A 24817-nucleotide genomic window follows, 5' to 3' on the forward strand; every position below is an offset into this window, starting at 1 on the left:
AAATTGTGTGACCGCGCGAGCGCCGTCGCTATGGCGTCACATCGAATTGCGCGCGGAAATCGCGAGCCACATTGTCTTCCGTGGCAGGCCGTGCGAGCGTATAAGTCAACATCCCGTCGCTCATCTCGAACGTCCAGACATTAGCGTTTGATACCGCGATACCGTTCTCCGTAAAATTCACTTTGGTGAGATCGTCCGCCGGAAACGCCTGCAGCGTCGCCGTTCCGCCATCCCGCGAAAAACCGCCATATTCTGTTACCGCCGAAGGCGAGCCATCAGGCTCAGTATGTTCGTGGCGGAATTCAAGCGCATCACTATCGCGGCTAACTACCCACGTCCGCGAGCGGTCCTCACCCACAGCCAACGGCATCCGAACCACATCACGCGCACATGTCACAGGCCCAACGACCAGTGTCTGCCCGATCCAATCCGCATCGGCCGCCTGATCGCTGATCACTTGGCCCGTGAAGGTCCCCTCACAAAGCGATGTGAGATTGTCGAAAAACGCGTCGGTCGGACTGTCCGATGTTTCCGGCGCGCACGATGTAATAAAAAAACACGAACTAAAAAAAAGAGTTCGGACTGCCACAGCAGCAAATGGATTATCAGTCATAAATCCTACAATTATCAAAGTGTTGTTTAAGAAGCTTATGGGAAGGCCACTTCTTCCGATCATTTGGAAGAGTCAACTTTCGACCTTCAAGCTCACAGTAGAGCGATTGAGCGCCTGCGTATTCAGAGATATTAGGGTGTAAAACAATTCGAAACCCTTCAGTTATTGCCATCAAATTCGCATCAAAAAGAGCATGAATGTCTTTTCGAAGTAACAATCCATTTTTCAACTTCATGAACACCATTACTACTAAATGGCACAATATGCGCTGCATCCAAGGTTTGGATAATGTTAGTACCTGTAACGGCACACTTCCCCCCCTACGTATCCACCTCAGCTTCCAAGGCATGGCTAATGATAAAGTCACGGCGCGGTTCGACCACGTCGCCCATAAGCTTGGTAAAGAGATCATCGGCGGAGTCTGCCCCGTCGATCTTGACCTGCAATAGCGAGCGCGCATTAGAGTCGAGCGTTGTTTCCCAAAGTTGGTCCGGGTTCATTTCACCCAGTCCCTTATAGCGTTGAATTTTGAAGCCCTTGCGGCCAATCGCAAAAATGGTTTCGAGGAGCTCCGCCGGGCCATGAATGTCAACCGCGTCCTTATCACCCTGCCGGAAATAAGCGGTGCCATCATACGTCTCGCGCAGGCTCTCGCTCATGCGGTGCAAACGCCGCGCATCGGCGCTGTCGCGGAACCCCGGACGCATAGCGTAGCGTTCCATTACACCGCGCACTTCGCGCTCAACAACCAGCGCGCCGTCTTCATCATAGATCGCGGTCCATCCCTCTTCGCCTTCATCCGCGGTACGGTCGAGACGTTCTGCCGCCCCGGCCAGTAGCTCAGGACGTTCTTCAGGGTCGAGCACACCGGAGATCGCCAATTGCGACATCACACTATCGGGCGCGCGGTGCTTTAACCGATCAATCAAAGACTGAGCTTGGAGCGATTCTTTCGCCACACGTTTGAGGTCTTCGCCCAGCACGACCGCGCCGGAGCTCAGCTCTAGCCGCACATCCTTGCTGCCCGCTTCGATCAAATAATCATCCAATTCGGATTGATCTTTGAGATATTGCGCGCTCTTGCCGCGCTCGACCTTATAGAGCGGCGGTTGGGCAATATAGAGATAGCCGCGCTCGATCAGTTCCGGCATCTGGCGATAGAAAAACGTGAGCAGCAGTGTCCGGATATGCGCGCCATCGACGTCGGCATCGGTCATGATGACGATCTTATGGTAGCGCGCTTTGTCGGCGTTAAAATCTTCGCGGCCAATGCCGGTGCCGAGCGCTGTAATCATCGTGCCAATTTCTTGGCTGCCGAGCATCCGGTCAAATCGGGCGCGCTCAACGTTGAGAATTTTACCCTTAAGCGGCAAGATTGCTTGGTTCTGACGGTCGCGCGCCTGTTTGGCTGACCCGCCCGCAGAATCTCCTTCCACAATAAAGATTTCTGACAAAGCCGGGTCGCGTTCCTGACAATCGGCGAGCTTGCCGGGCAGGCTAGCAATATCGAGCGCAGATTTACGCCGGGTTAGATCGCGCGCTTTGCGGGCCGCTTCGCGGGCCGCCGCCGCTTCGACGATCTTCATGATGATCTGTTTCGTCGCCGCCGGGTTTTCTTCGAACCAATCGCTAAGCGCTTCGCCCATCGCCGATTCCACAACCGGGCGGACTTCGGAACTGACCAGCTTATCCTTGGTCTGCGAACTGAATTTCGGGTCTGGCACTTTGACGGACAGCACGCAGGTCAGGCCTTCGCGCGCATCATCGCCGGAAATGGCGACTTTCTCTTTCTTGGCGATACCCGAGCTTGCGGCATATTTATTAATCGTCCGGGTCAGCGCACCGCGGAAGCCCGCCACATGGGTGCCGCCGTCCCGTTGCGGGATGTTATTGGTAAATGCGCGGACATTTTCGTGATAGCTATCATTCCACCACAGCGCCGCCTCGACAGTGATGCCGTCGGCTTCCTTGAACACCACAATCGGCGCGTCGATGACGCCGGTTTTATTGGCATCGAGATGGCGCACAAAGGCTTCGATCCCACCTTCGTAGAAAAGTTGCGTAACGATATTTTCTTCAGGCCGCTCATCCGTCAGCGTGATGTTCACGCCAGAGTTCAGAAATGCCAGCTCGCGTAAACGCCGCTCCAACGTATCCCGGTCAAATTCGACCATGGTGAATGTGTCCTCGGACGGCATGAAGCGGATTTCCGTGCCCGTCAGAACCTTGCTCGAGCCATCACGGCGCGTCTCGGTTGGGGCGTCACCGACAATGGCCATGGGCGCCACAGCGTCGCCATGCGCGAACTCCATCTCGTGGACTTTACCATCGCGCCAAACGCGCAGGCGCAACCACACCGATAGGGCGTTCACAACCGACACTCCAACGCCGTGCAGGCCGCCTGAAACCTTATAGCTATTCTGGTCAAACTTCCCGCCCGCATGAAGCTGGGTCATGATGACTTCGGCGGCGGACACACCTTCTTCTTGGTGGATCGCGACCGGAATACCCCGACCATTATCACAGACAGAAACGGAGCCGTCAGAATGCAGCGTCACTTCGACTTTATCGGCGTGGCCCGCGAGGCTCTCATCAATGGAATTATCCACGACCTCATAGACCATGTGATGAAGCCCAGAGCCGTCGTCCGTATCGCCAATATACATGCCGGGACGTTTCCGAACAGCATCAAGGCCCTTCAGAACCTTGATACTATCGGCGCCATATTCGGCGGGATCAGGAGTGGCAGCAGCAGGGTCGGACATACAGCTCGAATCATTCGTTTCGGATAGGACCAACATAAGGATAAATAAGGTAAATGCACGGAATTTACGGGGTTTTCGCTGGGGTTAGCGGGGGTGAAATGCGGTGTCGCACTTTGGTGCTGGCGTTCTTATGGCCTCGTCTGCCTTACACGGCGCTCCAGGCCCGCCCCCGTTAGGCGCGCTGCATTCAGACGCGCTGCTCCAACGCATCAATTGCAGCCGACTAAGCGCGAGACTTTCTGACCGGGTTATGCAGGCGTAAGGCCAGCCGCTTAAATCGGCCTGACCTTACGCCCCGTCAGTTAAGACCTCTATTCCATCGTATAAACTAAGCCGAACCGGGTGATCGTGTCTGTGTTCTCCCTCCCCACAGGGACGTCAGAGTGGTGGTCAACACGGAAGGAGGCGCGGGCGGCGAGACGGCCGGTCAGGGTCGCGGTGAGACCGAATTCGTTCCAAATGTTCGTGTCAGATTTGGAGTAGATCAGCTCGCTATCATTATAGAGCGAAACATTATCATTGAGCGTCCATTTAAAGTCAGACCCAAACCGAGCAGCGAGTTCATTGGTGCTATTCTGCGCCACGCCGAGTGCGCTTTGCGGTGTCTGACTGCGATAGCCAAGGCCGCCTTCAAGATTCCAGCCGATGGGGGCGGGCAGAATAACTTCATAACCGAGGCCCGTGCCGAGAAAATAGCCGTCCTCAAACGCGCCGAAATCATCGCTGAAATAATCAGCATTGGCGTAGGCGTAAAGCCGCTCTGAAATATCGCGGTCGATCTGATAGCCTAGAACAAACCGTTGCTTGTTAGTGGTTCCAGAGGCGCGACCATAATCGGCGGACGCGTTAAATTTGTGCCGCCAAACGTCGCCGTCTTTCGCTAATTTTAAACCGAGGCCGACATCCGTCGTGTCTGTGTTGCCTGTTGTCTTTGATCCAGTGAGTGAGGCTTCGCCGCTCCACCCATTGGCAATTTGTGCCTGTGCTGTGAGGGGCAGAAGAGCGAGCGCTGCGACGGTGATGAGTGATGTTTTTGATATAGTTTTGATCATGATGATCCTCCTTGAATTCAAAGCAGAGCCTCTGAACCGGACAAGATGTAGGAAAAATGAACAGCCCTGCGCTGAGCGCCCAGACGGTGAGGAATCCTGACCGTTAAGGGTCTGGATGATCGTTCAGGGATTTAATCTTCGCCAAACCGGGGAATATTTTTACGCTCAGCCCCGCAATCGCAACGGCCGCCAGGCCGCCTGCTGTGACGGTGAAGACTGCCCCGTAAACCGCCGCCATCAAACCCGCCCGAAAATCGCCCAATTCATTAGACGCGCCGAGGAAGATGGAATTCACCGCATTCACACGTCCGCGCACTTCGTCCGGGGTCCAGAGCTGCAAAATAACTTCGCGAATATACACACTGATCATGTCGAACGCCCCGATTAACATCAGCGCAAGGATGGACAGCCACGGCAATACCGAAAGGCCGAACACGGCTGTGGACAGGCCGAACAGCGCGACCGTGACAAGAAGGATCGCCCCGGCATGATTGCGGATTGGAAAGCGCGTTAGGATAATCAGCATGATCACCGCACCAATCGCGGGCGAGGACCGCAAGATACCGTTTCCAAGCGGTCCGATATCGAGGATATCTTTGGCATAGATCGGTAACAGCGCGACCGCCCCGCCGAGCATGACGGCGAACAGATCCAAGCTGATCGCGCCGAGCACGACTTTCTCTTTCCACACATAGGTGAACCCGCGCACAAGCGTCGCGAGAGATGTCGGTTCCGCCTCAATCCGTTGAGGCGGCTTGGGGATTGAGAAAATCAACACCCCAGCCAGACATAGCAATGAGGCCGTGACAGCATAAGCGACAGACGGGCTGAGCAAATATAATACGCCGCCAATGGACGGCCCTGCCACATGCGCCAATTGCCATGTCGCCGTGTTCCACCCCACCGCATTGGCAAAGTCTTCGCGCGGAACCAAATTGACCGCGAGCGAGCTGGCAGCGGGCGAGTAGAACGCGCGGCCAACCCCAAAGACAGTCAAAGTGATTAACACCAGCGTGGGATTAAAGTCAGAGAGAAGAGCGAGCGCGAGGATGGCTACGGCGCATAGCATCTCGAGCCAAATGGCGGACCCCATAATAAAGCGGCGCCCTATACGGTCCGATGCCAGACCCGCAGGCACGACTAGGATAATCGCGGGGAGAAACTGTACGAGGCCGATATAGCCCAGCAGCAGCGCGTTCCCCGTTATATCATAGAGATGGTAGCCGATCGTCGTCGACAGGATTTGTACGCCCGTCGCCGACAAAAAACGCGCGCTAAAATAGCGCGCGTAAGAACTGTGCCGGAAGGCGGCGAATTGATCTTCCGACTGGGTGATGTGTTCAGTCCTTTAGAGTTTCGGCTTAGAGTTTCAGGTCTATCGTTTCTGTCTTAAGGCTTGCGGAACAGCAAGGTCATGCGATTGCTCTCGCCGATCGCTTCCATTTGCGCGCGTAACTCCGGATTTTCGCCCGATGTCGCGAGGCTTGGCGGTAAACGCCAGACAATGTCGTCCGTGGTTGGCATGTCCAGCGGGTTCGCGTTGATATCGCTTTCCCCAACAAGAGCGAAGCCTGCGGCCTCGAAGGCCGCAATGACGTCAGGCTTGCGCAGATAACCCGCGCTGCCATTAGCCCATTCCGCATCCGCATCATCGGGGCCAGCATGTTGAACCACGCCAACAACACCGCCGGGTTTCAGGGCGCCATACACTGCGGCGACGCCGCTTTGAATAAACCGACCGTCCTCAAACCGGGACATATTGTGTAGCGCCCGAATAAAGAGAAAAGCATCGAGAGAGCCGTCCTGTGGCAGGGTCGCAAACGTATACGCGTCAATGTTCGTACCGCCATCCGTCCAACCATTGGCATCCTCAACCCACGTTTCAGGCCAATTTTTCTTACCTTCGATAAATTCAGGCGTGCCGAAATCAAAATTTGGCCAGAGTGCCAAATCATAATCAACGCCAACCAAACGGCCATCATCGCCCAAATAGGGCAAGAGAATTTTGGAATACCAGCCGCCGCCCGGAAGCGCTTCGCCAACCGCCATCCCCGGCGCAATGCCGAAAAACTCTAACGTTTCCACGGGGTGACGCGCGTCATAACGAGCCTTCGTGCTGTCCCCTTGCGCCATAACAACGGCCTGAAGCGCCGCGCCATCGAACGCCATAACCACCTCGGGTGCAGTTGTGACGGCGACCGGCACATCAGCCTTAGCCACAACGGGTTCAGCGGGTTTGACCGCTTCGGGTCTAGCCGGAGAACAGGCCACAAGGGCCGTCACGGACGCGGCAAGAAAAAGAGCACGGATAGACATAAAATGACCTCCTAAAAGGATGGTGCGACAGGGATTATTTAACGAGACGCTTTCGGGGATCGGCCTTCGTGGAATTGGCCATATTTGCGAAAACGTTCAAGATAATCCGGCACAATGGCTTCAATCGTATCCGGCGTAATGTTGAGCTCAGAAAACCCGGGGTGATCGCCCGACGCGACATTATCGACCTTAAGGATTTCGACTTGGTCGCGCGTGAGGAACGGCTCAACAAACGGCAATGCGCCTGCAATTTCTCCGGCGAAACCCATCGGGACTGCGGCGAACCACGGCACGGGCACGAGGACACGGCGACGATCAATCGTATCGAGTGTAAAGCGCATCAGCTGCGCAAACGAATAGGTCCGCGGTCCGGCCAGCTCATAAGTCTGTCCAGTCGTTCCGCGTTTAATCACTTTCGCCACGGCGTCCGCCACATCGCCGACATAGGCCGGCTGAAATTTTGTATTCCCACCGCCAATGAGCGGCAGCGCCGGCGACATCACGGCGAGACTGGCAAAGCGCGTAAAGAACCCGTCGCCTTCGCCGAAAATAATGGAGGGTCGCAAAATATCAGCCGTTGGCACACGGTCGCGAATGACGTCTTCGCCTTCACCTTTCGTGCGTGCATAATTGGATTTCGCGTCCGGATTAGCCCCTATGGCGGAAATATGCGCCAAATTAGTAATCCCGCGCTCTACGCAGGCCAAGGCGATATTGTCCGCGCCGTCAACATGCAGCGATTCAAATGTCTGGCGTCCCGTTTGATGAAGCAAGGCAACAAGGTTCACACACGCATCCGCACCATCGAGTGCCGCATCGACAGATGCCGGAAAGCGCAGGTTGGCTTGGACCAATTGGACTTGCCCTACATTGCCGAGCACGCGAAGTTCGTGACCTAAATGCGGGCTACGCATTGGGACGCGCACCCGCCAGCCATCACGCACCAAAGCGCGCACAACTTGTTTACCAACAAAACCGGAGCCGCCAAAGACGGTGACGAGACCATTATGCATTTGAAAATCAGATCCTAGTTCAAAGTCGCACGTCCCTACCCCGATGTAGACCGACTGTCCATTCACGCTATGGTGCGATGCGTTGACAAAATCCGTGCCTTTGGCAGCCCTCCGGCCTAACCCCCTCCCCTAGACGAACCCTGAAGACCCTGAAATGAAGGGCCTTAAGCCTAAGGGTCACCCTGAATGCGTACGACGGATTGGACAAGAGTGATGACTTTGCAGAGCTACGCTTAAGATGCGCGTTTTCGTTCTCACGGGTGCAGGCATAAGCGCCGAGTCGGGCCTCAAGACCTTTCGCGACAATGATGGCCTATGGGAAAACCACCGGGTTGAGGATGTCGCCACGCCAGAGGCCTTTGCGCGAAACCCAGCGCTTGTTCAGCGCTTTTACAATTTAAGACGCGGCGCATTGGCTGACGTCGCGCCTAACCCCGCTCATGTCGCCTTGGCCCGCCTGCAACAGGCTTTGACCGCCTGCGGCGGCGCCCTGACCCTCGTGACGCAAAATGTCGATAACTTGCACGAACGCGGCGGGGCGGCGGACGTCATTCATATGCACGGGGAACTGGCGCGGGTGTTCTGCGTCGCCTGTGGCTTTCACTGGGACGCGCAATGCGACCTCACACCCCAAAGCCAATGCCCCGCCTGTCAAACGAAGGGCGGACCGCGACCTGATATCGTCTGGTTCGGGGAAATGCCCTATCACATGGACAAGATTGAGGCGGCGTTGGCGCGCGCCGATTTATTCGTCTCAATTGGAACATCCGGCGCGGTTTATCCGGCGGCTGGCTTCGTTCAAGCGGCGCGGGAACGCGGCATACAGACAATAGAATTAAATATGGAGCCGTCGCACGGCTCGCTTTATTTCGACACGGCCCACTATGGCCCGGCGGGGACTGTGGTTCCGATCTGGGTTGCGGATTTGATGACCGCAATAAAACTGGACGCCTGATGGTAGGCGTCCAGAAAACTCCCCGCCTTCAGGGATGAAACTAAAGCGGGATGAAATTTAAGGCATATGCGCCGACCTTATAGGGTCGACGCAACACGTTCCGTTTCTAGAAGCGGAAACGACCGCGCAAGGTCACAGGCACGGATAGACGAGAATTATCGTCGCCAAGGGTTGCACCAAAGGCGGAACGATCTTGCGCATCTGACCAACGAATGCCGGATTCAAGCGCGAGAGACGCGGTTGGTGAAAGTGGCATTTCAAACCCGCCCGTTGCACTCGCGGTCGCGGTCCAACCCGCATCGTTTATGACAGTCGATGGACCACCCGTTGATACACTCAGGTCTTCAACAAAGGCCGCGCCGACAGTTGCGCCAACGAACGGACGCAAACGCGTCTGTGCGGGGGAGAGATATTGGCGTAAGCCAAGTTCTGCGCCGTAGCTTGTGTAATCAGAGAAGTCTGCAAGGACGTTACCGCCGCCATTCGTTGCGATGACAACATCATCTTCGCCTTCAGCTTGCGAATAAAAACCCTTCGCCATAACCGTCGTATTGGGGCGGAAATCACGGGCAATACCGATAGACGCGCGGTATCCGGGTTTAAATGCGTCCTGATAACCAACGTCTGCTGTCGTATCACCGCCAATCACGGTGCCGCCGTCAATGATGTTGCCGTCTACGAATTGCTCGTAAGAGAGTTCAGTCTCAATACGCGTGCCGCCGACAGTCTGTTGGTGACGACGATAGGGCACAGCACTTGCGCCATATGGATTGTAAGTCGGTTGAGCCGTGTGGCCATAACTGGCCCCTTGGTAAGCACAGCCAGATACGGCCATGGCCGCTGCACCGATTGCGGTGACGAGAAGACGGTTATTCATATTTACACCCCTGTTGAAAGTCTATGCCTCACAGGACTGCAAGCGGCGTGCCATCATAGTTAATTACGTTTAATAATCTGTCAGAAAGCCAAAATGCGTCGATCAAAATTTCGATAGTTTACAGATCTCGGCACTTGGAATCAAACCGGGCGCTTGCTTCCAAGCGCCCGGCTGCCCCAATCAAATCCATACTCCCGGGGGATGAAGCCGGGCCTTATGGGTATCCTTTAGGAAAGGCTCTTCAATTTTCAGAAAAGCCTCTGAAGTAAGTTTTAGAAGCGGAAGCTTCCGCGCAAAGTAACTGGCACGGAAAGTCGTGAGCTATCTTCACCAAGTCCTAGACCGGCGGCGCGGTCCTGCTTACCTGTCCAGCGAAGGCCCGCTTCCAGTGCGATTGCACCTGTTTGCGAAAGTGGCATTTCAAATCCAGCCGTCCCACTCGCCGTCGGAACCCAAGTCGCATCGTTGAGCACAATCGGCCCACCGCCATCATCGGCACTTATATCGTCGACATAAGCCGCACCGACTGTCCCGCCGAGGTAAGGACGCAATTGTGCCCCCCCATAACCCACATACTTACGCAGGCCGAGTTCGGCGCCGTAACTTTTATAATCTGAGAAACTCGCGGTCTGACCGCCGGATCCAAACAGGACGCCGTCTTCGCCGTCAGCCTCATTATAAAAGCCCTTGGCAGAAACGGTTGTGCTTGGATTAATATCCCGAGCGAGCCCCGCGGCAACCCGATAACCCGATTTAAAGGCATCCTTATAACCAACGTCTAGCGTCGTATCGCCCCCACCCAGCGCATTCCCGGCACCGATGATATCACCACTGACAAACTGCTCAGCTCCGAGCTCTAGATCAAACCGGGTGCCGCCGACATTATTTTGGCAACCCTGAGGCGTATAGCTTGAGCCACATCCGCCATAATAAGGTGTCGGATAGGACGCAGGTGAGTGCGCGCCATAGCTCGAACCCTGATATGCGCAACCGGTCCCCGCAATCGCTATCGCGCCCATTGCGCAATAATATAGTGAACGTTTCATTGTATTCCCCCCGCTAGAATTAGCTATTGAGAGGTTTTGCAAACAATATGCCATTAACTATATTAAATAAAAAATATTATTTTAATTCTATAGTTAATGATTGCTTCAGCTCAGATAGCGCCGCGTCCAGCGCCGCTTCGCAATGAATTTGCGTTGTATCAAAGACGGGCAGCGGTGTATTGTCAGGATTGAGCAGCAGCCCGACTTCTGTACATCCGAGGATTAGGCAATCCGCCCCCATTTGCTTTAAGCGCTCCGCAACCTTGATAAAATCTGCTCGGCTGCCCTGGCGTACATCATGACGACACAACTCCTCAAAGATGACCGTGTGGATCACGTCCCGATCCGCGGCCTCTGGCACGATAGGTTGCAACCCTTCTGCGCGCAGTCGATCCAGATAGAAGCGATCTTCCATCGTAAACTTTGTGCCGATCAAACCGGGATGGGAAAAGCCGCCCGCCAAAATATGCGCGGCTGTCGCATCGGCAATATGGATCAGGGGGATGGTGACGTCCCGCATCATACGGGGCACGACCTTATGCATTGTATTGGTCGCCAGCACGATCATTTCTGCGCCGCCTCGCTCCAACTCTTCAGCCCGTTCTGCCAGCATTTGACCCAACACGCCCCACGCCCCTTGGTTCTGTAAATGCGCGACCAGACCAAAATCGACCGACCGGATCAGCAAGCGGGGGCTATGTAACCCACCGAGCCGGGCCGTTGTCAGTGAGCAGAGCAGCTCATAATATTGTAAGGTCGACGCCGTACTCATCCCGCCCAAAACGCCGATGGTTTTCATGGATGGACTGGCGGGTAAAAAAGACGTCATGCCGCCGCCTTATCACGCCGAGGCGGGACGGCAATGACGCGGCTCAAGACTGCAAACATGAGACATAAAAGCGTTGACGCTTGCGCCTCATGTCCCTATTTGCCGCGACTTGCCGATAACGTGCCCAGATGGCGGAATTGGTAGACGCGCTGCGTTCAGGTCGCAGTGGCCGCAAGGCCGTGGAGGTTCGAGTCCTCTTCTGGGCACCATTTCCATAAAAATTATCGTGTAATTACAACGACCTGCGGAAAGACCCATTCTTTCCGCCTACCATATTGCCTGCCAATAGGGCCATGCTCATCGCGTTTAGGCAGATTGAGTTAACTTGTCAGTGGCGAGGGGCTGCAGCCTCAGACGGCGCTTCTATTCACCCGCTTACCCCCGCCCCATTTTATTCCGAGACATATTGCAAACGCATATGGGGGATGGGTGTCCCGACCAAACGCGCTAGACTTTGACCCACCCCGCCCACTCGAAGCTCCTCTGGTCGTCGATCCGCCGTGGGCTTAAGGTTTTGTCCCGCCCAAAATTTTGCGCGCACACACAGAAGTCGATAAACCTGCGGATTGAGAAGCAATGTCTGGAATTTTTTAGGGCCTAGTTTTGGGCAGCCTTATCGGGACTGACGGGTAATCGCGCTCTTGCGATATGCTGGCAGTGATTACGGTGTCATCGGTGAGTTGGCTTGGTAAGGAATTTAGAACAGCTTCAAGAGACACAGCCGAGACGACCATTCCAAACATCCCGACAATGATACGGGACTTACGCCTATTCTCTCCAAACATAGCGAAGAGAACAACGGCGAGACATCCGACCCAAGCGAGTATGACAGCAAAGCCAATGAATAAGATGGTGCGTCCCCTTTCACCATAAGAATAACTGTTAACCATAATGCAAGTAGCGAGCCAATTCGGGCATAATGGGTTTCACATAGGGAAGGCTGATTTAGGGCGGTTGCTTGGCACGGGCCTCGTTTTCGCAATGCCGAAATGAAACGTGGACGACCGTTTTAGCTCTTGCCCGTTAGCTACAGTGCTCTATCCGCTACACATTGGCCTTAGTCTGCATGACAGAGATAAGGTGATTGATATGTCGATCAGTTTCCGAGGGGTTATCAATCTTAAAAACGCTAACGCTTGCTGTTCTTTTGGCCATAGTTTCCGTGTCTTGTGCCGGGCATCAGCGTGTGGTCGACGCATATTATTATCCTGACAAGGGAGACCGGTCGGTCTTTGTATTCGAGCATGACGTTGGTGACATGAATGATTGCCGGCTTTGGGCCTATGAGACGGCAAAGGGCTATGATGATCCGATGATAGAGGCTGGTACCTATTTATGCGGGATCGATCCAGAAGGCCCACCATCCCGTGAGGGCTTAGCAAAATCCTACCGTAAGATTGCCCAATAGGCGGTTCGCTTAATTCCTACACCTTCATCTCAAGCTCTAGCCAAAGGTCTATTTTTTGGCAAAGCCCCCACATGAAACACATCTGGCACGTCGCACTCAGCACCACTTCTCTCATTATATTCAGCTTGTCCGCCACAGCATTCTCATGGGGCAAGTCTGGCGTCATAGCTATCGCCCCAAAATCCATTTTGCATGCGTCACAGCATCAAAGATTTCCGCCTCCGATAAACGGGAGAATTTCAAAAATTAAAGTTAATGGCATGCATCATGCAATGCTCGAGCTAAGAAAATTATTCCGGGGCCGTTATGAAAAACATTCTTGTTGGCAGCGCTTTTTGCGTCCTATCCATTCTAGTCACGGGTTGTGCAACTTACCATCCTGAACACGGTGCTCACGCTACCGCCTCGCACCCTTCATATCATTCAGTACAATACGCAACTCCACCAATGACTGCTTATCGCACACCTCAAGCGGTCTCCTACCCAACCCCAATCGCGAAGACTTACCCAATTCCCTACTATGCGGATTGCGGATCTTCTTACTCCCCACAAAAGTGTCGTCGGTAGACTACTAACTGACCTCGACTAAAAAAATTCTGAGAACCTTTTATGGATTTTCAGGATTCCGCTTGTCCAGCATATAATGATGATTGGGGCGCATGTATGCTGGGCAATCGGATTCAAATCACCCGCATCCCGCGTGCCACATAACCTCGTAGTTGGCTTGAGCTCATTGCCCTTGTCATTGTTTTGGCAATGGCAGGCATGATGGTCTGGAACATCCCAGAGCCAATCTTTAAGTGAGGTGGACGCCACCCTGACTATAAGCAGCCCTCAATTTCCAAGAGTTTTGACGTGATGAACCGCTAAGGCAAAAGACCGGTCACTTCGATGTTCCTTCGCTGTCTTAACAGTGGTTCGACGCCTGTTTTCGCCCTGTATTATCAAGTGACGGAAACACCTCGCGCTGACGTTGGTTTGTCACCCCAGTAACGCATGGCGTAGGCGTCTACCCCTGCTTTTTGAGCGTCGATCCGATGTACCTTTTTCAGGCGGTTCGCCTCCCATATCTCATCCTTGTCAAACCAGCCTTGCAAGGCGTCCCCTTCCAGTATGGCGCTCATCATGGACCGGGCGGGGGCGGTCGTCCCCTTCCACTTGGCGCGCTTAGCCGCGTAGGTTTTATGATGCATCCCTTCCGGGCGGTCAGGGAAAGGCTCGTCCAGCAAGACAAAACGACCCGCCATCTTATTGGCGATAGCCTATCCGGTCACAGTGCTGTTGTCGTCTCTCGCCCGTTCCCGTCGTGTAACGGATCAACAGACTTTCCCGTGGTCATACCGCAACCCCGAACTTGCAAAAAACCATCGGTCTTGATCAGCGGGCTTTTGACGCCATTAGGATGCATGATTGCCATGTGGCTCAAGTGCCATGCCAAGCTCTGATAACTTCGCCGCTAGCCGGACTGGATTGTCTCGATATTGCGGCAGGCAGGACAACGCCTTGCGCATCCCCTCGTCTGTGCGCGGCCCTATCGAGCGCCCACCATGAAAGCGGCAACGGTTCCGCCCCGGCTATGTCATCGCCCGACATTGCGCGCCGTCCTTTTTGCGAGCCCCGCAGGCGACCCGTCTGTTCATAGCTTTGGCGTGTTGTCTGTCCGAAAAAGTGCCCTCGACATAGTGGCGCTTCCATTCCTTAGCCCGCTCTGATGCTTTACGTAGCGCGAAGTCTGGGCCTCGCGTTTCAATCCGTTTCATCGTGAGGGGGCTGACGAGAACCTCCGACGCCTTGTCTAACGCGAGGCGATTGAACCGGTCACGATCCGCCAATGTCAGCGCCCGAAGGCTTGGCGCGCGATACGCGATAAGCTCATCCCAGAACGAATCCGGCACGACGATGAAAGGCGTTTCAGGGTAAGATAAGGGTCAGTCGGTCCAACCCCTTTCACCCGATACATCTTATCCTGCCCGCGCGGCGAGGTCATAATGTGTTGTCATACGTACCTGACCTTATTCGCAAGAATTGCGGTGTCAGGTAGAACTGAAATTCGAGTGAGGGGAATGGCCTAAGGCCTAGAGCTCGGAACCATTGTAGCAACGCATCAATATCTGCGACTTTCACGGAACCTAGATTGATAGGGCGTCGCATGCGACCATCCATTTGTCTCTGGTAAGCGTAGTAAGGTTATTCGTTTAAACGCTTTAGCACCAATTGAACTGTAGAACCTTATTAAACGGTTGACTGGATTAATCGGGTCAGGCGAGTCCGATAAGATGAGCAGCTAACCTTACTTTACACTATTTGTGAGCGATTGAGGCCTATTACGCAGAAAGGATTGTTTTGAAAAAGAGTGAGCGAAGACCCGCTGACGACATTCTTTCTAGCTCCAGTCCTCGTATGGGTAACTGGCTTACACGCCTGCTTGGTAATCTTGTCTTACGGTCTATGGGCTGGAAAATGGTCGGAAAGCTTCCGGATCAGAAAAAACTAATCATTGTCGGAATGCCACACACATCCAACTGGGACTTCATTCTTGCAATGGCATGCATGCAATCTGTCGGCCTAAAAGTTTCCTATATGATGAAGCGAGAGGCTTTCATTTGGCCACTCAGGGGGGTCTTTAGGTACTTGGGCGGTGTGCCAATTGACCGATCATCAAAAAACGATGTGACGGCTCAAATAGTTCATTGCTTCAACACGAATGAAAATGTTTGGTTGGGAATGACGCCTGAGGGGACACGTAGTAAAGTTAGTCAGTATAGAAAGGGATATATTCGAATTGCGAAAGCTGCAAACGTCCCAATCTCGTTGATTGGGATAGACGCTCGGTCAAAAGAAGTCGTTCTGCATGAAAATACTTGGCAATTTACAGGCACTTCAGATGACGAAGATAACCTGGCCATAAAACAGTTCGTGGACGAAAATTTTTTTGGGATTAACCCTGAAAACCAATAGCTTGTAGTTGATATGCCGCGTCATAAAGGACGAGCCTACAGCTGGTTTTTATGATTTCAGGCACCCCATTACTCGCTTTCTAATTGCCCCAACACAAATCTGTCTCATATGCGCTGGCTTCAGACAGACATTGTGTTTACTTGGCTTCTTCCCGCAAATAGTCAGCTTACTCGTCGTGCATGCCGACAAACAAGGCGATCACGCCGATCAACCCACCATAACGAAACGCTGAACCGAGGGCGGCATCGCTCAGCACATCAGAGCGCCACAACTCAAACCAGGTGTCGGCGATAACAATCCAACCGGTAAATAACATAAATAAGGCAACGCCGCAGCCAGTAAGCGCTAACGTTTTGGCTGTGGCAAAGGTCGCAGCGTCGCAGCCATGCGACTTCCACATGCGCCACGCGCCGCCAAAGCATGTCAAAGTGACGATCAATTTAAAAAAAACAATAAAGAAAGCGCCTGCAAAAATCACCGCCGGGTTTGTAGTCGCTTTCCAGTGGCCAGTTCCACCTTCAACTGTTGCCATGGACGTTGTCGCGTTTACGGCGCCTATGCTTCCACCCCAATCGATCAAATTGTGAAACAGGCCGAGAATCCCCCATAGGGCCACACTTAAAATCAGTAGAATTTTTACGATCCGCAACAAGATAATCTCCCCACTTTTTGGGTAAAACATACACCTGTTACCCCACAGTCTGCAAGTTCACCCCGATACTGTCTTAAATTCAACTAGAATTCATAGCCTAGGGCCTGTCAATCTTTTCTATAGTCCGTTGGGCTTTTCAATATGGGCCGTTGGGTTGGATGAACTCAATAATAATGCCTTCCTTAGGGCCAAGCGTTTCCCCGTTTACACGCTGAACTGTGTTTGCGGACTAAAATTCAAGCTCGCGCAGGCAGAATGACAAAATGATGCCCCAATGTCAGAACAAAGGGCGTCCATCACTGAAATCAACTACGTTCACCAATAAATTTTCAACCACAGTATAGTCGATTGCCTTGGTTTTGGAGGATGGCTGACATTCAATTACGACTAGAGAGTTTACAATAAAACGTTTACTAACTCTCTGATCATTACAGATGGTTTGGACGGCTTGTTTAATATTGGTGCCTGGGGCCAGGTTGAGCATTTTTCAAGTGCGTTTTGGCCGGAATGATACAGGAATGGAATATTCGAATTTCTGAGCGATAAAACAACTTGTTCGGATAATTCTGCTCCAAGATTAATGTCTACAATGGCCGCGCAAATATTCCCACTATGTATGAAATCGAGTGCTTTTTTAATTGATTCAGCGGGACCAACAACGACTGCCCCCGCATTTTCAAGCACTTCCTGCATATCAAAAGCGATCAAAAACTCGTCCTCTACAATCAGAATTTTGGGACCATCGAGTTCCATCTATAAACATCCCATAAAATTACTGGCGCTAATTACGTCCTTAGGCGTTACCCGCCACTTTATTTGTAAAACCGAAATGTTTTTCAGGTAATCTTACAGACCACTCGACCCCTTCTGGCGGATAAGTCAAATTTACATCTGCCGAGAGTTTCTGCACCATTAAATTTTTAATCACGACTTGGCCGAACCCGGTTTGACTAGGCTCTGTTACTGGTGGACCATCTCGTTCCTTCCACTTTATCTCCAAATCGAAAGGTGGTTGGGCCGACATTTTCCAATCTAGAGTTATGTAACCAGACGAAGAGGACCAAGCTCCATATTTCAAGCTATTGGTCGAGAGCTCATGAATCGCCAACCCAATTGTTTCGGCGGCGACGTTGCCGACTGTTATTTTTGGCCCCCTTGTGCGCAGTTGTTTCGGTGTTGTGATAAATGCCTTTGTTTGCATTCGGATTAAGTGCTCGAGTGAAACCCCACTCCACCCGAGTTCAACTAGAAGGCTTACCGATACAGAGAGTCCGATTAGGCGTTGTTCAAAAGTTTTCTGAAAATCATCGATCGAGGATGAGTTCCTTGCAGTTTGCCTCGAAATTGCGCTGATCACTGCCAACTGGTTTTTTGACCGATGTGCGAGTTCTTGCATCAAGAAAGCTTGCTGTTCGATAAAAGCCGTGCGCTCGCTAATATCGCGTACTATTTTAGAATATCCCACCACCTCGCTTGAAATATTTTCGATCGTTGATGAGGTAATCGAAACACTTAGCACGGTACCGTCCTTACGCTTGCGCACTGTTTCAACCGGGACCAAGACCTCACCTGCCCTCAATCTATTTAACAAATTATCTTCCTCAGACAACTTATCAATCGGGACTATTGAGAGAATAGATGAGCCTATCATATCTTCGGCGGTGTACCCAAACATCAGTTCTGCCCCTTTATTCCAACTCGTCACCACTTTTTGCAGATCCTTGCTATAGATTGCGTCGGTCGAAGATGAGACTATCGCTGCCAAACGCGCCGAGGCTTCATTGGCTCGGATGCTCTCTTCAAGTTGGGCATTAAGGGCATCAATTTGATTATTCAGAGTGGTAAACGAAGAATTGCTAAGCTCCGGGAGCTGCAAACGTAAAATAAGGATCGGCGTCCCGTCGTCGAGAAGCTCGGCTAGGCCACAATGACAAGACCATTGAGTGCTGCCGCTTGGATCTGTGAAATGGACCGCACCTGGAAGTGCAGCGCGCGTTCGCGCAGACATTATGAGATATGCTGCAAACTCTTCTGGGTCTTCGCAGAAAGATGTGAGGTCGGAGTTTATTTCAAGCCAAGGTATAGCGCGCTTAGCCTGAGCATTGAATGCATACACAGAACCCCGATGATCGATGACGAGGCAGCGACGCGGATCAGCGTCGCTAAAGGACTTGAAGTGAGCGAGAAAATTATGAGGGAGTTTGGAAATATTCACGTCCATCCACATCCCGCCCGACCGAGTCTTTAGTGAGGTAAATTACAATCCGGCATTCTTTGTCGCCTTGCGCAATTGTGCGTTGAAGTTGAACTTTTCCATAACCCAAGTTTTCAGCCGCAAGGCTCCCAAACACATTGGACGTCATCATGCACATAGACGCACGTCCAATGACTTTATCGCCAAATGGACAAGCTCTGTTCCCCAAGACGATCCGCTCTTCACTTTCCTCGATAATATAAAAGTCACCGGCAATGCGTCGTTTCAAATCGACTAAGACATCGGCCACCTGCGCTCTATCTAAGCGGTCGACCAGCAAAGCTCTCTTATAGGATTGATTAATGTTTTGGCCAATAGCAAGACCGACAACGCTAATGTAACCTGAGGCTTCTTCCAAACCCACTACATTCTCAAGGGTCCCAGATAGTTCGCGAATAAGCGTGCGCATAAAGACATCGCGGTCAAGCGTATCGGAGCCTAGGCTCACGGATTTATTGCAAGCTGTCATCGAAATCAATTGTCCTAAATGATTGCGCTATTTTTAATTTGGTCTACTAGTTTAGATTCTGAGTCAATAGTTTATTTAGACGGCTATTTAAGTTACAATATAATTTTTCGTTAAATGTCTGACAAGGTAATCACACTCGCGTTGCGAGGGTTCAGCCTAGCGCTTGCCAGCTTTTTGATTAGCGCTGCGCACTAGGCTGAACGAGATTCCCTGAAAGTTTTGTTTAAGCCCGCAAGGCCCGCTCCCTATGGTAGATTATATGCTTGGCACCTGTGCAACACAAAGGCGCTGAAATAGCGTTCTTATGTTGCATGGGTGACACGGGCTTTCTGTTTTCACAGCTTGGCGGGTTTTGGCTCAGACGGCTTCCATCGCTGATAATCGCGCGTTGCAGCAAGTTGGATTTTCTCACCGCGCTCCAACAGGGTATGGGTCAGCCTCCATTCAGTCGCCTGCCGCCCCGTCGCCCAAAATTTGGTGGTCGCTTCTTCATCAATGACTCCGCTCTTTCAGTTCACGCAGCGCGCGGCTGCCCGTCGATGGATTTCGGCCAAGAGCCTTCCCAGCCTGACCAACGCTAAACACCAGCTCACCATTGAAGGCCCAGTGCTGCCTCGCGAGCGCGCGAGGAATGCTCATAAGGCCGTGTTCGCAGATTTAGGCGTATTTTGAACTAAGAAATAGGCGGTAACGCAATCTCTAAACATCGACCACTTTCAGGGAGGAAGGGTTAGAATCGACAAATAGTGGAATTTTCATGGTTAATAGAGTATGAAGACGGCGCTGAGCTATGCAATCCGCCGCGTTCTGCCTCTGTTTGTGAATGGCCTGGCCAATTAAGGGGGAATTTCTAATGCAGAAATCTATAGCACTGGCTATGTCAGCATTGCTTGCTAGCGGAGCAGTCTTGATACCTGTCTCCGCGTCAGCGCAGGATACTCTAGAAAAGCGTCAAAATACCGATTATTATCGGGTCGTGAACTTAGACTTCAAACCAGGCCATAATGATGAAGCTTGGGAAATTCTGTATGAAAAAATCGCTCCTGCCGTTCGCTCATTGGATAGAAATTTTGTCGCGTTGGACTGGGAATCCGGGCCTTGGGACTCAACCGTCTACATTAAACTAGATGACGGGTATGGCGCTCTTGAATATGCCGACTCCCCTCAAGGCGCTGAATTTATGGAGGCCCTCGCGAAGCAGGAAGGTAGCAAGAAAGCTGCGGAAAATGTAATGAAAGACTGGGTGTCACACATTGCGAACGACAGTCAGGATTTGGCCCATATGCATCTTCCCCCTGCGGACGAAGCAGAGTAGAATAAATGCGTTATAAGGGGCGGTGGTCACACCGCCCCTTTTTTAGATGAAGTGGTTTGACAGAAGCGTTCCCAGCCAAACGCATTATCAGGTGGACACCGACGCCCAACCGCGCGGCGAACCTGAATACAGCTTTTGATCAATAGCGCTTTACCCGCTTCACCCGCTTTACCCGCCTGAGTAGCAGCACCCTTCTAAGGAGACTGGTGTGTTCGAACAGACTTTCAAAAATCTTGATGACATTATGTTCCAAGAACCGGGGTGTAATTCGGAGCTGGACTATGCCGAGCAATCCCCTTGGCTCTTATTCTTGAAATATCTGGATGACTTCGAAGCTGCGCGTGCGATTGAGGCGAAAATCTCCGGCCAAAATCACACTCCGATCTTTAAGAACGAATACCGCTGGTCTAGTTGTGCGAAGCCTGCGCGGGGCGATGGGTCGCATGATAACGAAGCCGCGCTGATCGGCAGTGATTTGATCGACTGTCCTACTACCTGAACATTCGGTTCGGCTCCGCCGCCGAAGGCGCTGCAGCGCTTGGCGGGATTGATAAGGCGATTGACAGCTACATCGGCTTTCAGGCGCATTTGTATTAGAGAACTCACAGTCTTTAATATCGCCAAACCTAACCTCCTGACGAGCTAAGAAGCGGAGACATCGAGTGACAAAGAAAAAATAAGATCGTCTCCATAAACGAGTCGATGCAAAACGCTTGGTTCGTTTTTCTGCCCATTTTAATACGCGTATCGAATACGCCGCTGACGAAGAATTGAAATCAGACCTAAAGAGACAATTCTCATCTTTTCAATTAGACCAGGCCAAGAGTTTAATAGAAAAACCAACGACGAAGAAAAACACAAAACCTTATCCTCCCGTAAGAAAAAACCTCAAATCACATCAGTGGGCTAGATTTGTCTAAGGCGGAGCACCGGGGGTAAAGAAATAAAATGACACGAAATATCGATCATATCACTCAAATCGGTGGAAAAAAGCGCCCTAAAGATAAGGACGGGCAGCGCTATAGGCCGGTTGTGATTGAAACCTACCGAGTGACTAAATCAGGAAAAGGACATAGTTTACACGCCCGACCGGTTAGCGAACAAGGAAAATTCAAGCCTGAACTTGATGCCGAATGCAGCCGAGATATGAGAAGGAATTACCCCACTGGGACAAAGTTTCTGGTCTGGGCGATGCTCATCCATCGTGAAGGCACAGATTTCGTCTATACTTACGGTGGGTGGCCGCATGAGATTGTGCGTTAGAGGTGACAACTACGTTTAAGGGATACTCTCGAAATCAGCGGAAATTTCTATTCTAGGGGTATGTTTGGAGGCATTACACTTTCATCCGTTAAATTAATTAATATATTTCAATCCACTAGATAGATAGCTCGTTGCCTCTTCTGCACCATTATCCTTATCTCTTCAGTGAAGTTAAGCCTCTGAAAGACACTGGGGAATCTCTTCTTTCTTTCTAACGCCCTTCTCTGATTTAACCGCTTTGCTTGACAGCGTGGTTTTGACGGCAAGTTTTTCGGGCCTTCCCGCCCGAACTCTTACACCTCCGCAACTGCGCGCCAGGCGACGGCGGGACTATGCACAGGTTCTGAAACATCATAGGGCCGCGTTTCACGGCCTGTTATTCTGAGTTGGCCATATAGATCGACGCAGTCGATTATCGCCCGACCCGATCAGGACAGCCCTGATGGTCCCCCAGACAGACTGTCCCCATGTCCAATATTACTCACGTGCATCCCGCGCTCGCGTCCGCATTGCAAAAAAAGGGGTACGAGACGCTGACCCCGGTTCAGGACGCGGTTCTGGATCCAAAACTGCAAGATCAGGATTTGCTTGTTTCGGCCCAGACCGGATCAGGAAAAACCGTTGCTTTTGGTCTGACCATGGCCTCGACTTTGCTGGGCGATGATGAGCGTTTTTTGCGCGCGGACGCGCCGCTCGCGCTTTGTATTGCGCCGACGCGTGAGCTGGCGATGCAGGTTAAACGGGAGCTGGATTGGCTCTACAAGGACGCGGGCGCCAAGACACTGTCTTGCGTTGGCGGCATGGACGCGCACGCCGAACGGGGCGCTTTGCGCCGCGGCGCGCATATCGTCGTCGGCACGCCCGGTCGCCTTTGTGACCATATCAATCGCGGTGCATTGGACCTGTCTTACCTGAAGGCCGTGGCCCTGGACGAAGCCGATGAGATGCTAAAAATGGGCTTCCGCGAGGAGCTGGAAATCATCCTCAATGCCGCGCCAGAAGATCGCCGAACCCTCATGTTTTCGGCCACCGTCCCCAAGTCAATTTTGGGCATGACAAAGAAATATCAACGCAATGCCGTGCGCGTGAATACGGCCGCCGAAGCCAAGCAGCACGTCGACATCGACTATAAGGCGATGAGCGTTGCCACAGCGGACAAGGAAAATGCGATCATTAATATCTTGCGATATTACGATGCCAAAAATGCGATCGTGTTCGGCGACACCCGGGTCGCGGTAAATCGGATGACGCAACGGTTTAATAATCGCGGCTTCTCTGTCGTCACGTTGTCCGGTGAGTTGTCACAAGCAGAACGCAGCAATGCCATCCAAGCGCTGCGCGATGGGCGCGCGCAAGTCTGTGTCGCGACCGATGTCGCGGCGCGTGGCCTTGATCTTCCGGATCTGGAACTCGTCATTCACGCGGATGTGCCGCGCAACCGCGAAGCACTTTTGCACCGCAGTGGCCGGACAGGCCGCGCGGGTCGCAAGGGCACGTCGGCCCTTATCGTCACGCCAAACCGTCGTCGCAATGCGGAGCGCCTCTTGCAGGATGCAAACGTGACGGCCGAATGGTGTGAAGCGCCGAGCGCGGAGGCCATTACCGCCAAGGATAATGAACGGCTTCTCGCGAATATGGTCCTCGACTCCGAGATCACCGACGCAGAGCGAACCTTAGTCGTGCGCTTGCTAAAAGCCCATTCACCGGAACATATCGCAACGGCCTTTATCCGTCAGTATCGGATGGGGCAGTCTGCTCCGGAAGAATTGCTGCCTGCCAATCACAAGCCGAGCAAAGCCGGTCCAAACGGACATGGTCGCGACGCCCGCCCATCAGGACCGAGAGATGACTTTAGTGATGGCGTCTGGTTCTCCCTGAATATTGGCCGGAAGCAAAAAGCCGAACCGAAATGGATCTTGCCAATGCTGCTTAAATCGGGCGGCCTGAAAAAAGGCGAAATTGGCGCGATCAAAATCATCGACAAGGAAACCTTTGTCGAAGTGGCGCCCCAGGGTGTTGACCGCTTTTTAAATACGATTGGCCCCGGCATGAAAATCGAAGGCGCGATCACTGTGTCGACTGTCCATGGACAACCCAATTTATCGCAACGATCCGAAGGCGGCGGGCAAAGCCGGAAACCCTATAATGACGCCCCCCGCAAACCCCGGGGTGAAAAGACATATGCGGACAAGAATAAGACCCCTTACGAAGACCGAGGGGCTGCATCTGACACCCGTCAGGACGAACAGTCGTCGCGTGAAAAACCCGCATCGAAGAGATCGTCGGAATCGGGTGACGCTCCACTAAACCGTAAGCCCCGTAAAACGACGGATGGCGATTTTTCGAGCACGGAGAAACCAAAGAAGCCGCACAAGAAAAAAATCGCCCGCGCCGCCGCCCTGAAATCAAAAGGCGGCGTCAAAAAGGGTGAGCGGAAAAACACTCGAAAAAAGAAGACATAATCGTCAGGGACACAGATCGGTCTCAATGCTGTGTGCATCGTCGTTCGACCTGAGGGGCGGCCCACTTCGGGTCGCGCCTCACAACGCTCTGTCCCGTCGGCTTGTCTGACAGCGCCAACGCGGCTCTATAGCTATCCGTTCCGGATGGACATGAGACCGCCCGCGAAGTCGATGAAGTTGGTGAATGAGTTGGAATAAAGCCTTCCAGCCTTATCGTTACGGACCCATGCTGGACGATAGTCTCAGGCCATATCCTGAATGTCGATGTCACGCGCCCCGTGGTCCAGAAGGGCCACCCGAATAGACTCAAATAGCGTGACGTCCGTAAAACAAGCGGACAGATAATAAACGGATGTGGAGGGTAAAGGCGCCCCCGATGACGGTGTAATATCAAAAGGCGCGATGCCCAATGTTTCAAGCGCGCCGATGGCAGACGTCATCGCCTGAAAGGACGAAAAATCCGCCACCGCTTCATAAAAGGTCAATTCTTTTGACATTGCCGTCCTAATAGGTTGCCCCATCATAACACGAGAGCGTGTTATGGAACAATCTAAGTGCCGGGTTCCTGAA

Annotated in this window: 23 protein-coding genes, 1 tRNA gene and 2 pseudogenes; 8 read left to right on the top strand and 18 right to left on the bottom strand. The window is 52.6% G+C overall.

Annotated elements, in window-relative coordinates; genetic code table 11:
* Positions 1–28: 28 nt before the first annotated feature.
* The 7 genes and pseudogenes from IE105_RS04610 to IE105_RS04640 all read right to left on the bottom strand — a co-directional run bounded on the left by IE105_RS04610 (position 29) and on the right by IE105_RS04640 (position 7759).
* Positions 29–613, bottom strand: a complete 585-nt coding sequence (locus IE105_RS04610) for a hypothetical protein (protein ID WP_189495932.1) — start codon at positions 611–613, stop codon at positions 29–31.
* Positions 606–912: pseudogene (locus IE105_RS15635) on the bottom strand (hypothetical protein); the annotation flags it as partial. The pseudogene IE105_RS15635 and the gene IE105_RS04610, both read right to left, overlap by 8 nt.
* Before the next feature lie 21 nt (positions 913–933).
* On the bottom strand, positions 934–3378 hold the full coding sequence (gene gyrB / locus IE105_RS04620; RefSeq protein WP_189495934.1) for a DNA topoisomerase (ATP-hydrolyzing) subunit B: 2445 nt from the start codon (positions 3376–3378) through the stop codon (positions 934–936).
* A 311-nt stretch (positions 3379–3689) separates the two neighbouring features.
* A complete protein-coding gene (locus IE105_RS04625; RefSeq protein ID WP_189495936.1) occupies positions 3690–4430 on the bottom strand; it encodes a DUF481 domain-containing protein in 741 nt (246 codons plus the stop codon).
* Positions 4431–4533: 103 nt separating this feature from the next.
* Positions 4534–5766 (bottom strand): MFS transporter, encoded by a 1233-nt coding sequence (locus IE105_RS04630; RefSeq protein ID WP_189496370.1) that lies wholly within the window; start codon positions 5764–5766, stop codon positions 4534–4536.
* A 53-nt stretch (positions 5767–5819) separates the two neighbouring features.
* Positions 5820–6746: a class I SAM-dependent methyltransferase gene (locus tag IE105_RS04635; RefSeq protein ID WP_189495939.1), complete on the bottom strand. Its 927-nt coding sequence runs from the start codon at positions 6744–6746 to the stop codon at positions 5820–5822.
* A 38-nt stretch (positions 6747–6784) separates the two neighbouring features.
* Positions 6785–7759 (bottom strand): complex I NDUFA9 subunit family protein, encoded by a 975-nt coding sequence (locus IE105_RS04640; protein WP_189495941.1) that lies wholly within the window; start codon positions 7757–7759, stop codon positions 6785–6787.
* A gap of 238 nt (positions 7760–7997) precedes the next feature.
* Between IE105_RS04640 and IE105_RS04645 the strand changes: the two genes are divergently transcribed.
* Positions 7998–8714, top strand: coding sequence for an NAD-dependent deacylase (locus IE105_RS04645; protein WP_189495943.1), 717 nt, complete (start codon positions 7998–8000; stop codon positions 8712–8714).
* Positions 8715–8820: 106 nt separating this feature from the next.
* Here IE105_RS04645 and IE105_RS04650 read toward each other — a convergent pair whose 3' ends face one another.
* The 3 genes from IE105_RS04650 to IE105_RS04660 all read right to left on the bottom strand — a co-directional run bounded on the left by IE105_RS04650 (position 8821) and on the right by IE105_RS04660 (position 11436).
* Positions 8821–9591 (bottom strand): hypothetical protein, encoded by a 771-nt coding sequence (locus IE105_RS04650; protein ID WP_189495945.1) that lies wholly within the window; start codon positions 9589–9591, stop codon positions 8821–8823.
* Between the two features lie 272 nt (positions 9592–9863).
* Positions 9864–10637: a hypothetical protein gene (locus IE105_RS04655; protein ID WP_189495947.1), complete on the bottom strand. Its 774-nt coding sequence runs from the start codon at positions 10635–10637 to the stop codon at positions 9864–9866.
* Between the two features lie 76 nt (positions 10638–10713).
* On the bottom strand, positions 10714–11436 hold the full coding sequence (locus IE105_RS04660; protein WP_189496372.1) for an aspartate/glutamate racemase family protein: 723 nt from the start codon (positions 11434–11436) through the stop codon (positions 10714–10716).
* Between the two features lie 152 nt (positions 11437–11588).
* On the opposite strand from IE105_RS04660, the gene IE105_RS04665 reads away from it, so the two are divergent.
* Positions 11589–11675, top strand: a tRNA-Leu gene (locus IE105_RS04665).
* 1049 nt (positions 11676–12724) lie between these two features.
* Positions 12725–12874 (top strand): hypothetical protein, encoded by a 150-nt coding sequence (locus IE105_RS04670; protein ID WP_189495949.1) that lies wholly within the window; start codon positions 12725–12727, stop codon positions 12872–12874.
* A gap of 944 nt (positions 12875–13818) precedes the next feature.
* Here the strand turns inward: IE105_RS04670 and IE105_RS04675 are convergent.
* The 3 genes and pseudogenes from IE105_RS04675 to IE105_RS04680 all read right to left on the bottom strand — a co-directional run bounded on the left by IE105_RS04675 (position 13819) and on the right by IE105_RS04680 (position 14769).
* Positions 13819–14121, bottom strand: coding sequence for a hypothetical protein (locus IE105_RS04675; protein WP_189495951.1), 303 nt, complete (start codon positions 14119–14121; stop codon positions 13819–13821).
* 150 nt (positions 14122–14271) lie between these two features.
* Positions 14272–14442, bottom strand: a pseudogene (locus IE105_RS15640) (HGGxSTG domain-containing protein); the annotation flags it as partial.
* Positions 14443–14448: 6 nt separating this feature from the next.
* Positions 14449–14769: a hypothetical protein gene (locus IE105_RS04680; protein ID WP_189495953.1), complete on the bottom strand. Its 321-nt coding sequence runs from the start codon at positions 14767–14769 to the stop codon at positions 14449–14451.
* A 565-nt stretch (positions 14770–15334) separates the two neighbouring features.
* Here IE105_RS04680 and IE105_RS04685 point away from each other — a divergent pair.
* Complete coding sequence (locus IE105_RS04685; RefSeq protein ID WP_233353993.1) at positions 15335–15832, top strand: 1-acyl-sn-glycerol-3-phosphate acyltransferase; 498 nt, start codon at positions 15335–15337, stop codon at positions 15830–15832.
* A 166-nt stretch (positions 15833–15998) separates the two neighbouring features.
* Here the strand turns inward: IE105_RS04685 and IE105_RS04690 are convergent, their stop codons facing one another.
* From IE105_RS04690 to IE105_RS04705, 4 genes are all read right to left on the bottom strand, one after another.
* Positions 15999–16514 (bottom strand): DUF2165 family protein, encoded by a 516-nt coding sequence (locus IE105_RS04690; RefSeq protein ID WP_189495957.1) that lies wholly within the window; start codon positions 16512–16514, stop codon positions 15999–16001.
* 366 nt (positions 16515–16880) lie between these two features.
* Positions 16881–17237 (bottom strand): response regulator, encoded by a 357-nt coding sequence (locus tag IE105_RS04695; RefSeq protein WP_189495959.1) that lies wholly within the window; start codon positions 17235–17237, stop codon positions 16881–16883.
* 40 nt (positions 17238–17277) lie between these two features.
* The gene (locus tag IE105_RS04700) at positions 17278–18705 is read right to left on the bottom strand and encodes a sensor histidine kinase (protein ID WP_189495961.1); all 1428 of its coding nucleotides are present in this window, start codon (positions 18703–18705) and stop codon (positions 17278–17280) included.
* The gene (locus IE105_RS04705; RefSeq protein ID WP_189495963.1) at positions 18674–19207 is read right to left on the bottom strand and encodes a methanogen output domain 1-containing protein; all 534 of its coding nucleotides are present in this window, start codon (positions 19205–19207) and stop codon (positions 18674–18676) included. Before IE105_RS04705 ends, IE105_RS04700 begins: the two co-directional genes overlap by 32 nt.
* Before the next feature lie 853 nt (positions 19208–20060).
* Between IE105_RS04705 and IE105_RS04710 the strand changes: the two genes are divergently transcribed.
* The 4 genes from IE105_RS04710 to IE105_RS04725 all read left to right on the top strand — a co-directional run bounded on the left by IE105_RS04710 (position 20061) and on the right by IE105_RS04725 (position 24247).
* The gene (locus IE105_RS04710) at positions 20061–20522 is read left to right on the top strand and encodes a hypothetical protein (RefSeq protein ID WP_189495965.1); all 462 of its coding nucleotides are present in this window, start codon (positions 20061–20063) and stop codon (positions 20520–20522) included.
* A 208-nt stretch (positions 20523–20730) separates the two neighbouring features.
* Complete coding sequence (locus IE105_RS04715) at positions 20731–21021, top strand: type I restriction endonuclease subunit M (RefSeq protein WP_189495967.1); 291 nt, start codon at positions 20731–20733, stop codon at positions 21019–21021.
* A gap of 449 nt (positions 21022–21470) precedes the next feature.
* Positions 21471–21785 (top strand): hypothetical protein, encoded by a 315-nt coding sequence (locus IE105_RS04720; protein ID WP_189495969.1) that lies wholly within the window; start codon positions 21471–21473, stop codon positions 21783–21785.
* Positions 21786–22252: 467 nt separating this feature from the next.
* Positions 22253–24247 (top strand): DEAD/DEAH box helicase, encoded by a 1995-nt coding sequence (locus IE105_RS04725; protein ID WP_189495971.1) that lies wholly within the window; start codon positions 22253–22255, stop codon positions 24245–24247.
* A 242-nt stretch (positions 24248–24489) separates the two neighbouring features.
* Here IE105_RS04725 and IE105_RS04730 read toward each other — a convergent pair whose 3' ends face one another.
* Positions 24490–24744 carry a hypothetical protein gene (locus tag IE105_RS04730; RefSeq protein ID WP_189495973.1) on the bottom strand — a complete coding sequence of 85 codons (255 nt, stop codon included), beginning with the start codon at positions 24742–24744 and terminating at the stop codon, positions 24490–24492.
* Positions 24745–24817 lie beyond the last annotated feature (73 nt).

This window comes from Algimonas arctica, assembly GCF_014652695.1.
Taxonomy (GTDB): Bacteria; Pseudomonadota; Alphaproteobacteria; order Caulobacterales; family Maricaulaceae; genus Litorimonas; species Litorimonas arctica.

Bases quoted from the DNA above. Each gene is read 5' to 3' on its own strand.
- IE105_RS04610 (WP_189495932.1), bottom strand. From the start codon at position 613: ATGACTGATAATCCATTTGCTGCTGTGGCAGTCCGAACTCTTTTTTTT.
- gyrB (WP_189495934.1), bottom strand. From the start codon at position 3,378: ATGTCCGACCCTGCTGCTGCCACTCCTGATCCCGCCGAATATGGCGCC.
- IE105_RS04625 (WP_189495936.1), bottom strand. From the start codon at position 4,430: ATGATCAAAACTATATCAAAAACATCACTCATCACCGTCGCAGCGCTC.
- IE105_RS04635 (WP_189495939.1), bottom strand. From the start codon at position 6,746: ATGTCTATCCGTGCTCTTTTTCTTGCCGCGTCCGTGACGGCCCTTGTG.
- IE105_RS04640 (WP_189495941.1), bottom strand. From the start codon at position 7,759: ATGCATAATGGTCTCGTCACCGTCTTTGGCGGCTCCGGTTTTGTTGGT.
- IE105_RS04645 (WP_189495943.1), top strand. From the start codon at position 7,998: ATGCGCGTTTTCGTTCTCACGGGTGCAGGCATAAGCGCCGAGTCGGGC.
- IE105_RS04650 (WP_189495945.1), bottom strand. From the start codon at position 9,591: ATGAATAACCGTCTTCTCGTCACCGCAATCGGTGCAGCGGCCATGGCC.
- IE105_RS04655 (WP_189495947.1), bottom strand. From the start codon at position 10,637: ATGAAACGTTCACTATATTATTGCGCAATGGGCGCGATAGCGATTGCG.
- IE105_RS04660 (WP_189496372.1), bottom strand. From the start codon at position 11,436: ATGAAAACCATCGGCGTTTTGGGCGGGATGAGTACGGCGTCGACCTTA.
- IE105_RS04670 (WP_189495949.1), top strand. From the start codon at position 12,725: ATGAATGATTGCCGGCTTTGGGCCTATGAGACGGCAAAGGGCTATGAT.
- IE105_RS04675 (WP_189495951.1), bottom strand. From the start codon at position 14,121: ATGGCGGGTCGTTTTGTCTTGCTGGACGAGCCTTTCCCTGACCGCCCG.
- IE105_RS04685 (WP_233353993.1), top strand. From the start codon at position 15,335: ATGGTCGGAAAGCTTCCGGATCAGAAAAAACTAATCATTGTCGGAATG.
- IE105_RS04690 (WP_189495957.1), bottom strand. From the start codon at position 16,514: ATGTTTTACCCAAAAAGTGGGGAGATTATCTTGTTGCGGATCGTAAAA.
- IE105_RS04695 (WP_189495959.1), bottom strand. From the start codon at position 17,237: ATGGAACTCGATGGTCCCAAAATTCTGATTGTAGAGGACGAGTTTTTG.
- IE105_RS04700 (WP_189495961.1), bottom strand. From the start codon at position 18,705: ATGGACGTGAATATTTCCAAACTCCCTCATAATTTTCTCGCTCACTTC.
- IE105_RS04705 (WP_189495963.1), bottom strand. From the start codon at position 19,207: ATGACAGCTTGCAATAAATCCGTGAGCCTAGGCTCCGATACGCTTGAC.
- IE105_RS04710 (WP_189495965.1), top strand. From the start codon at position 20,061: ATGCAGAAATCTATAGCACTGGCTATGTCAGCATTGCTTGCTAGCGGA.
- IE105_RS04720 (WP_189495969.1), top strand. From the start codon at position 21,471: ATGACACGAAATATCGATCATATCACTCAAATCGGTGGAAAAAAGCGC.
- IE105_RS04725 (WP_189495971.1), top strand. From the start codon at position 22,253: ATGTCCAATATTACTCACGTGCATCCCGCGCTCGCGTCCGCATTGCAA.
- IE105_RS04730 (WP_189495973.1), bottom strand. From the start codon at position 24,744: ATGTCAAAAGAATTGACCTTTTATGAAGCGGTGGCGGATTTTTCGTCC.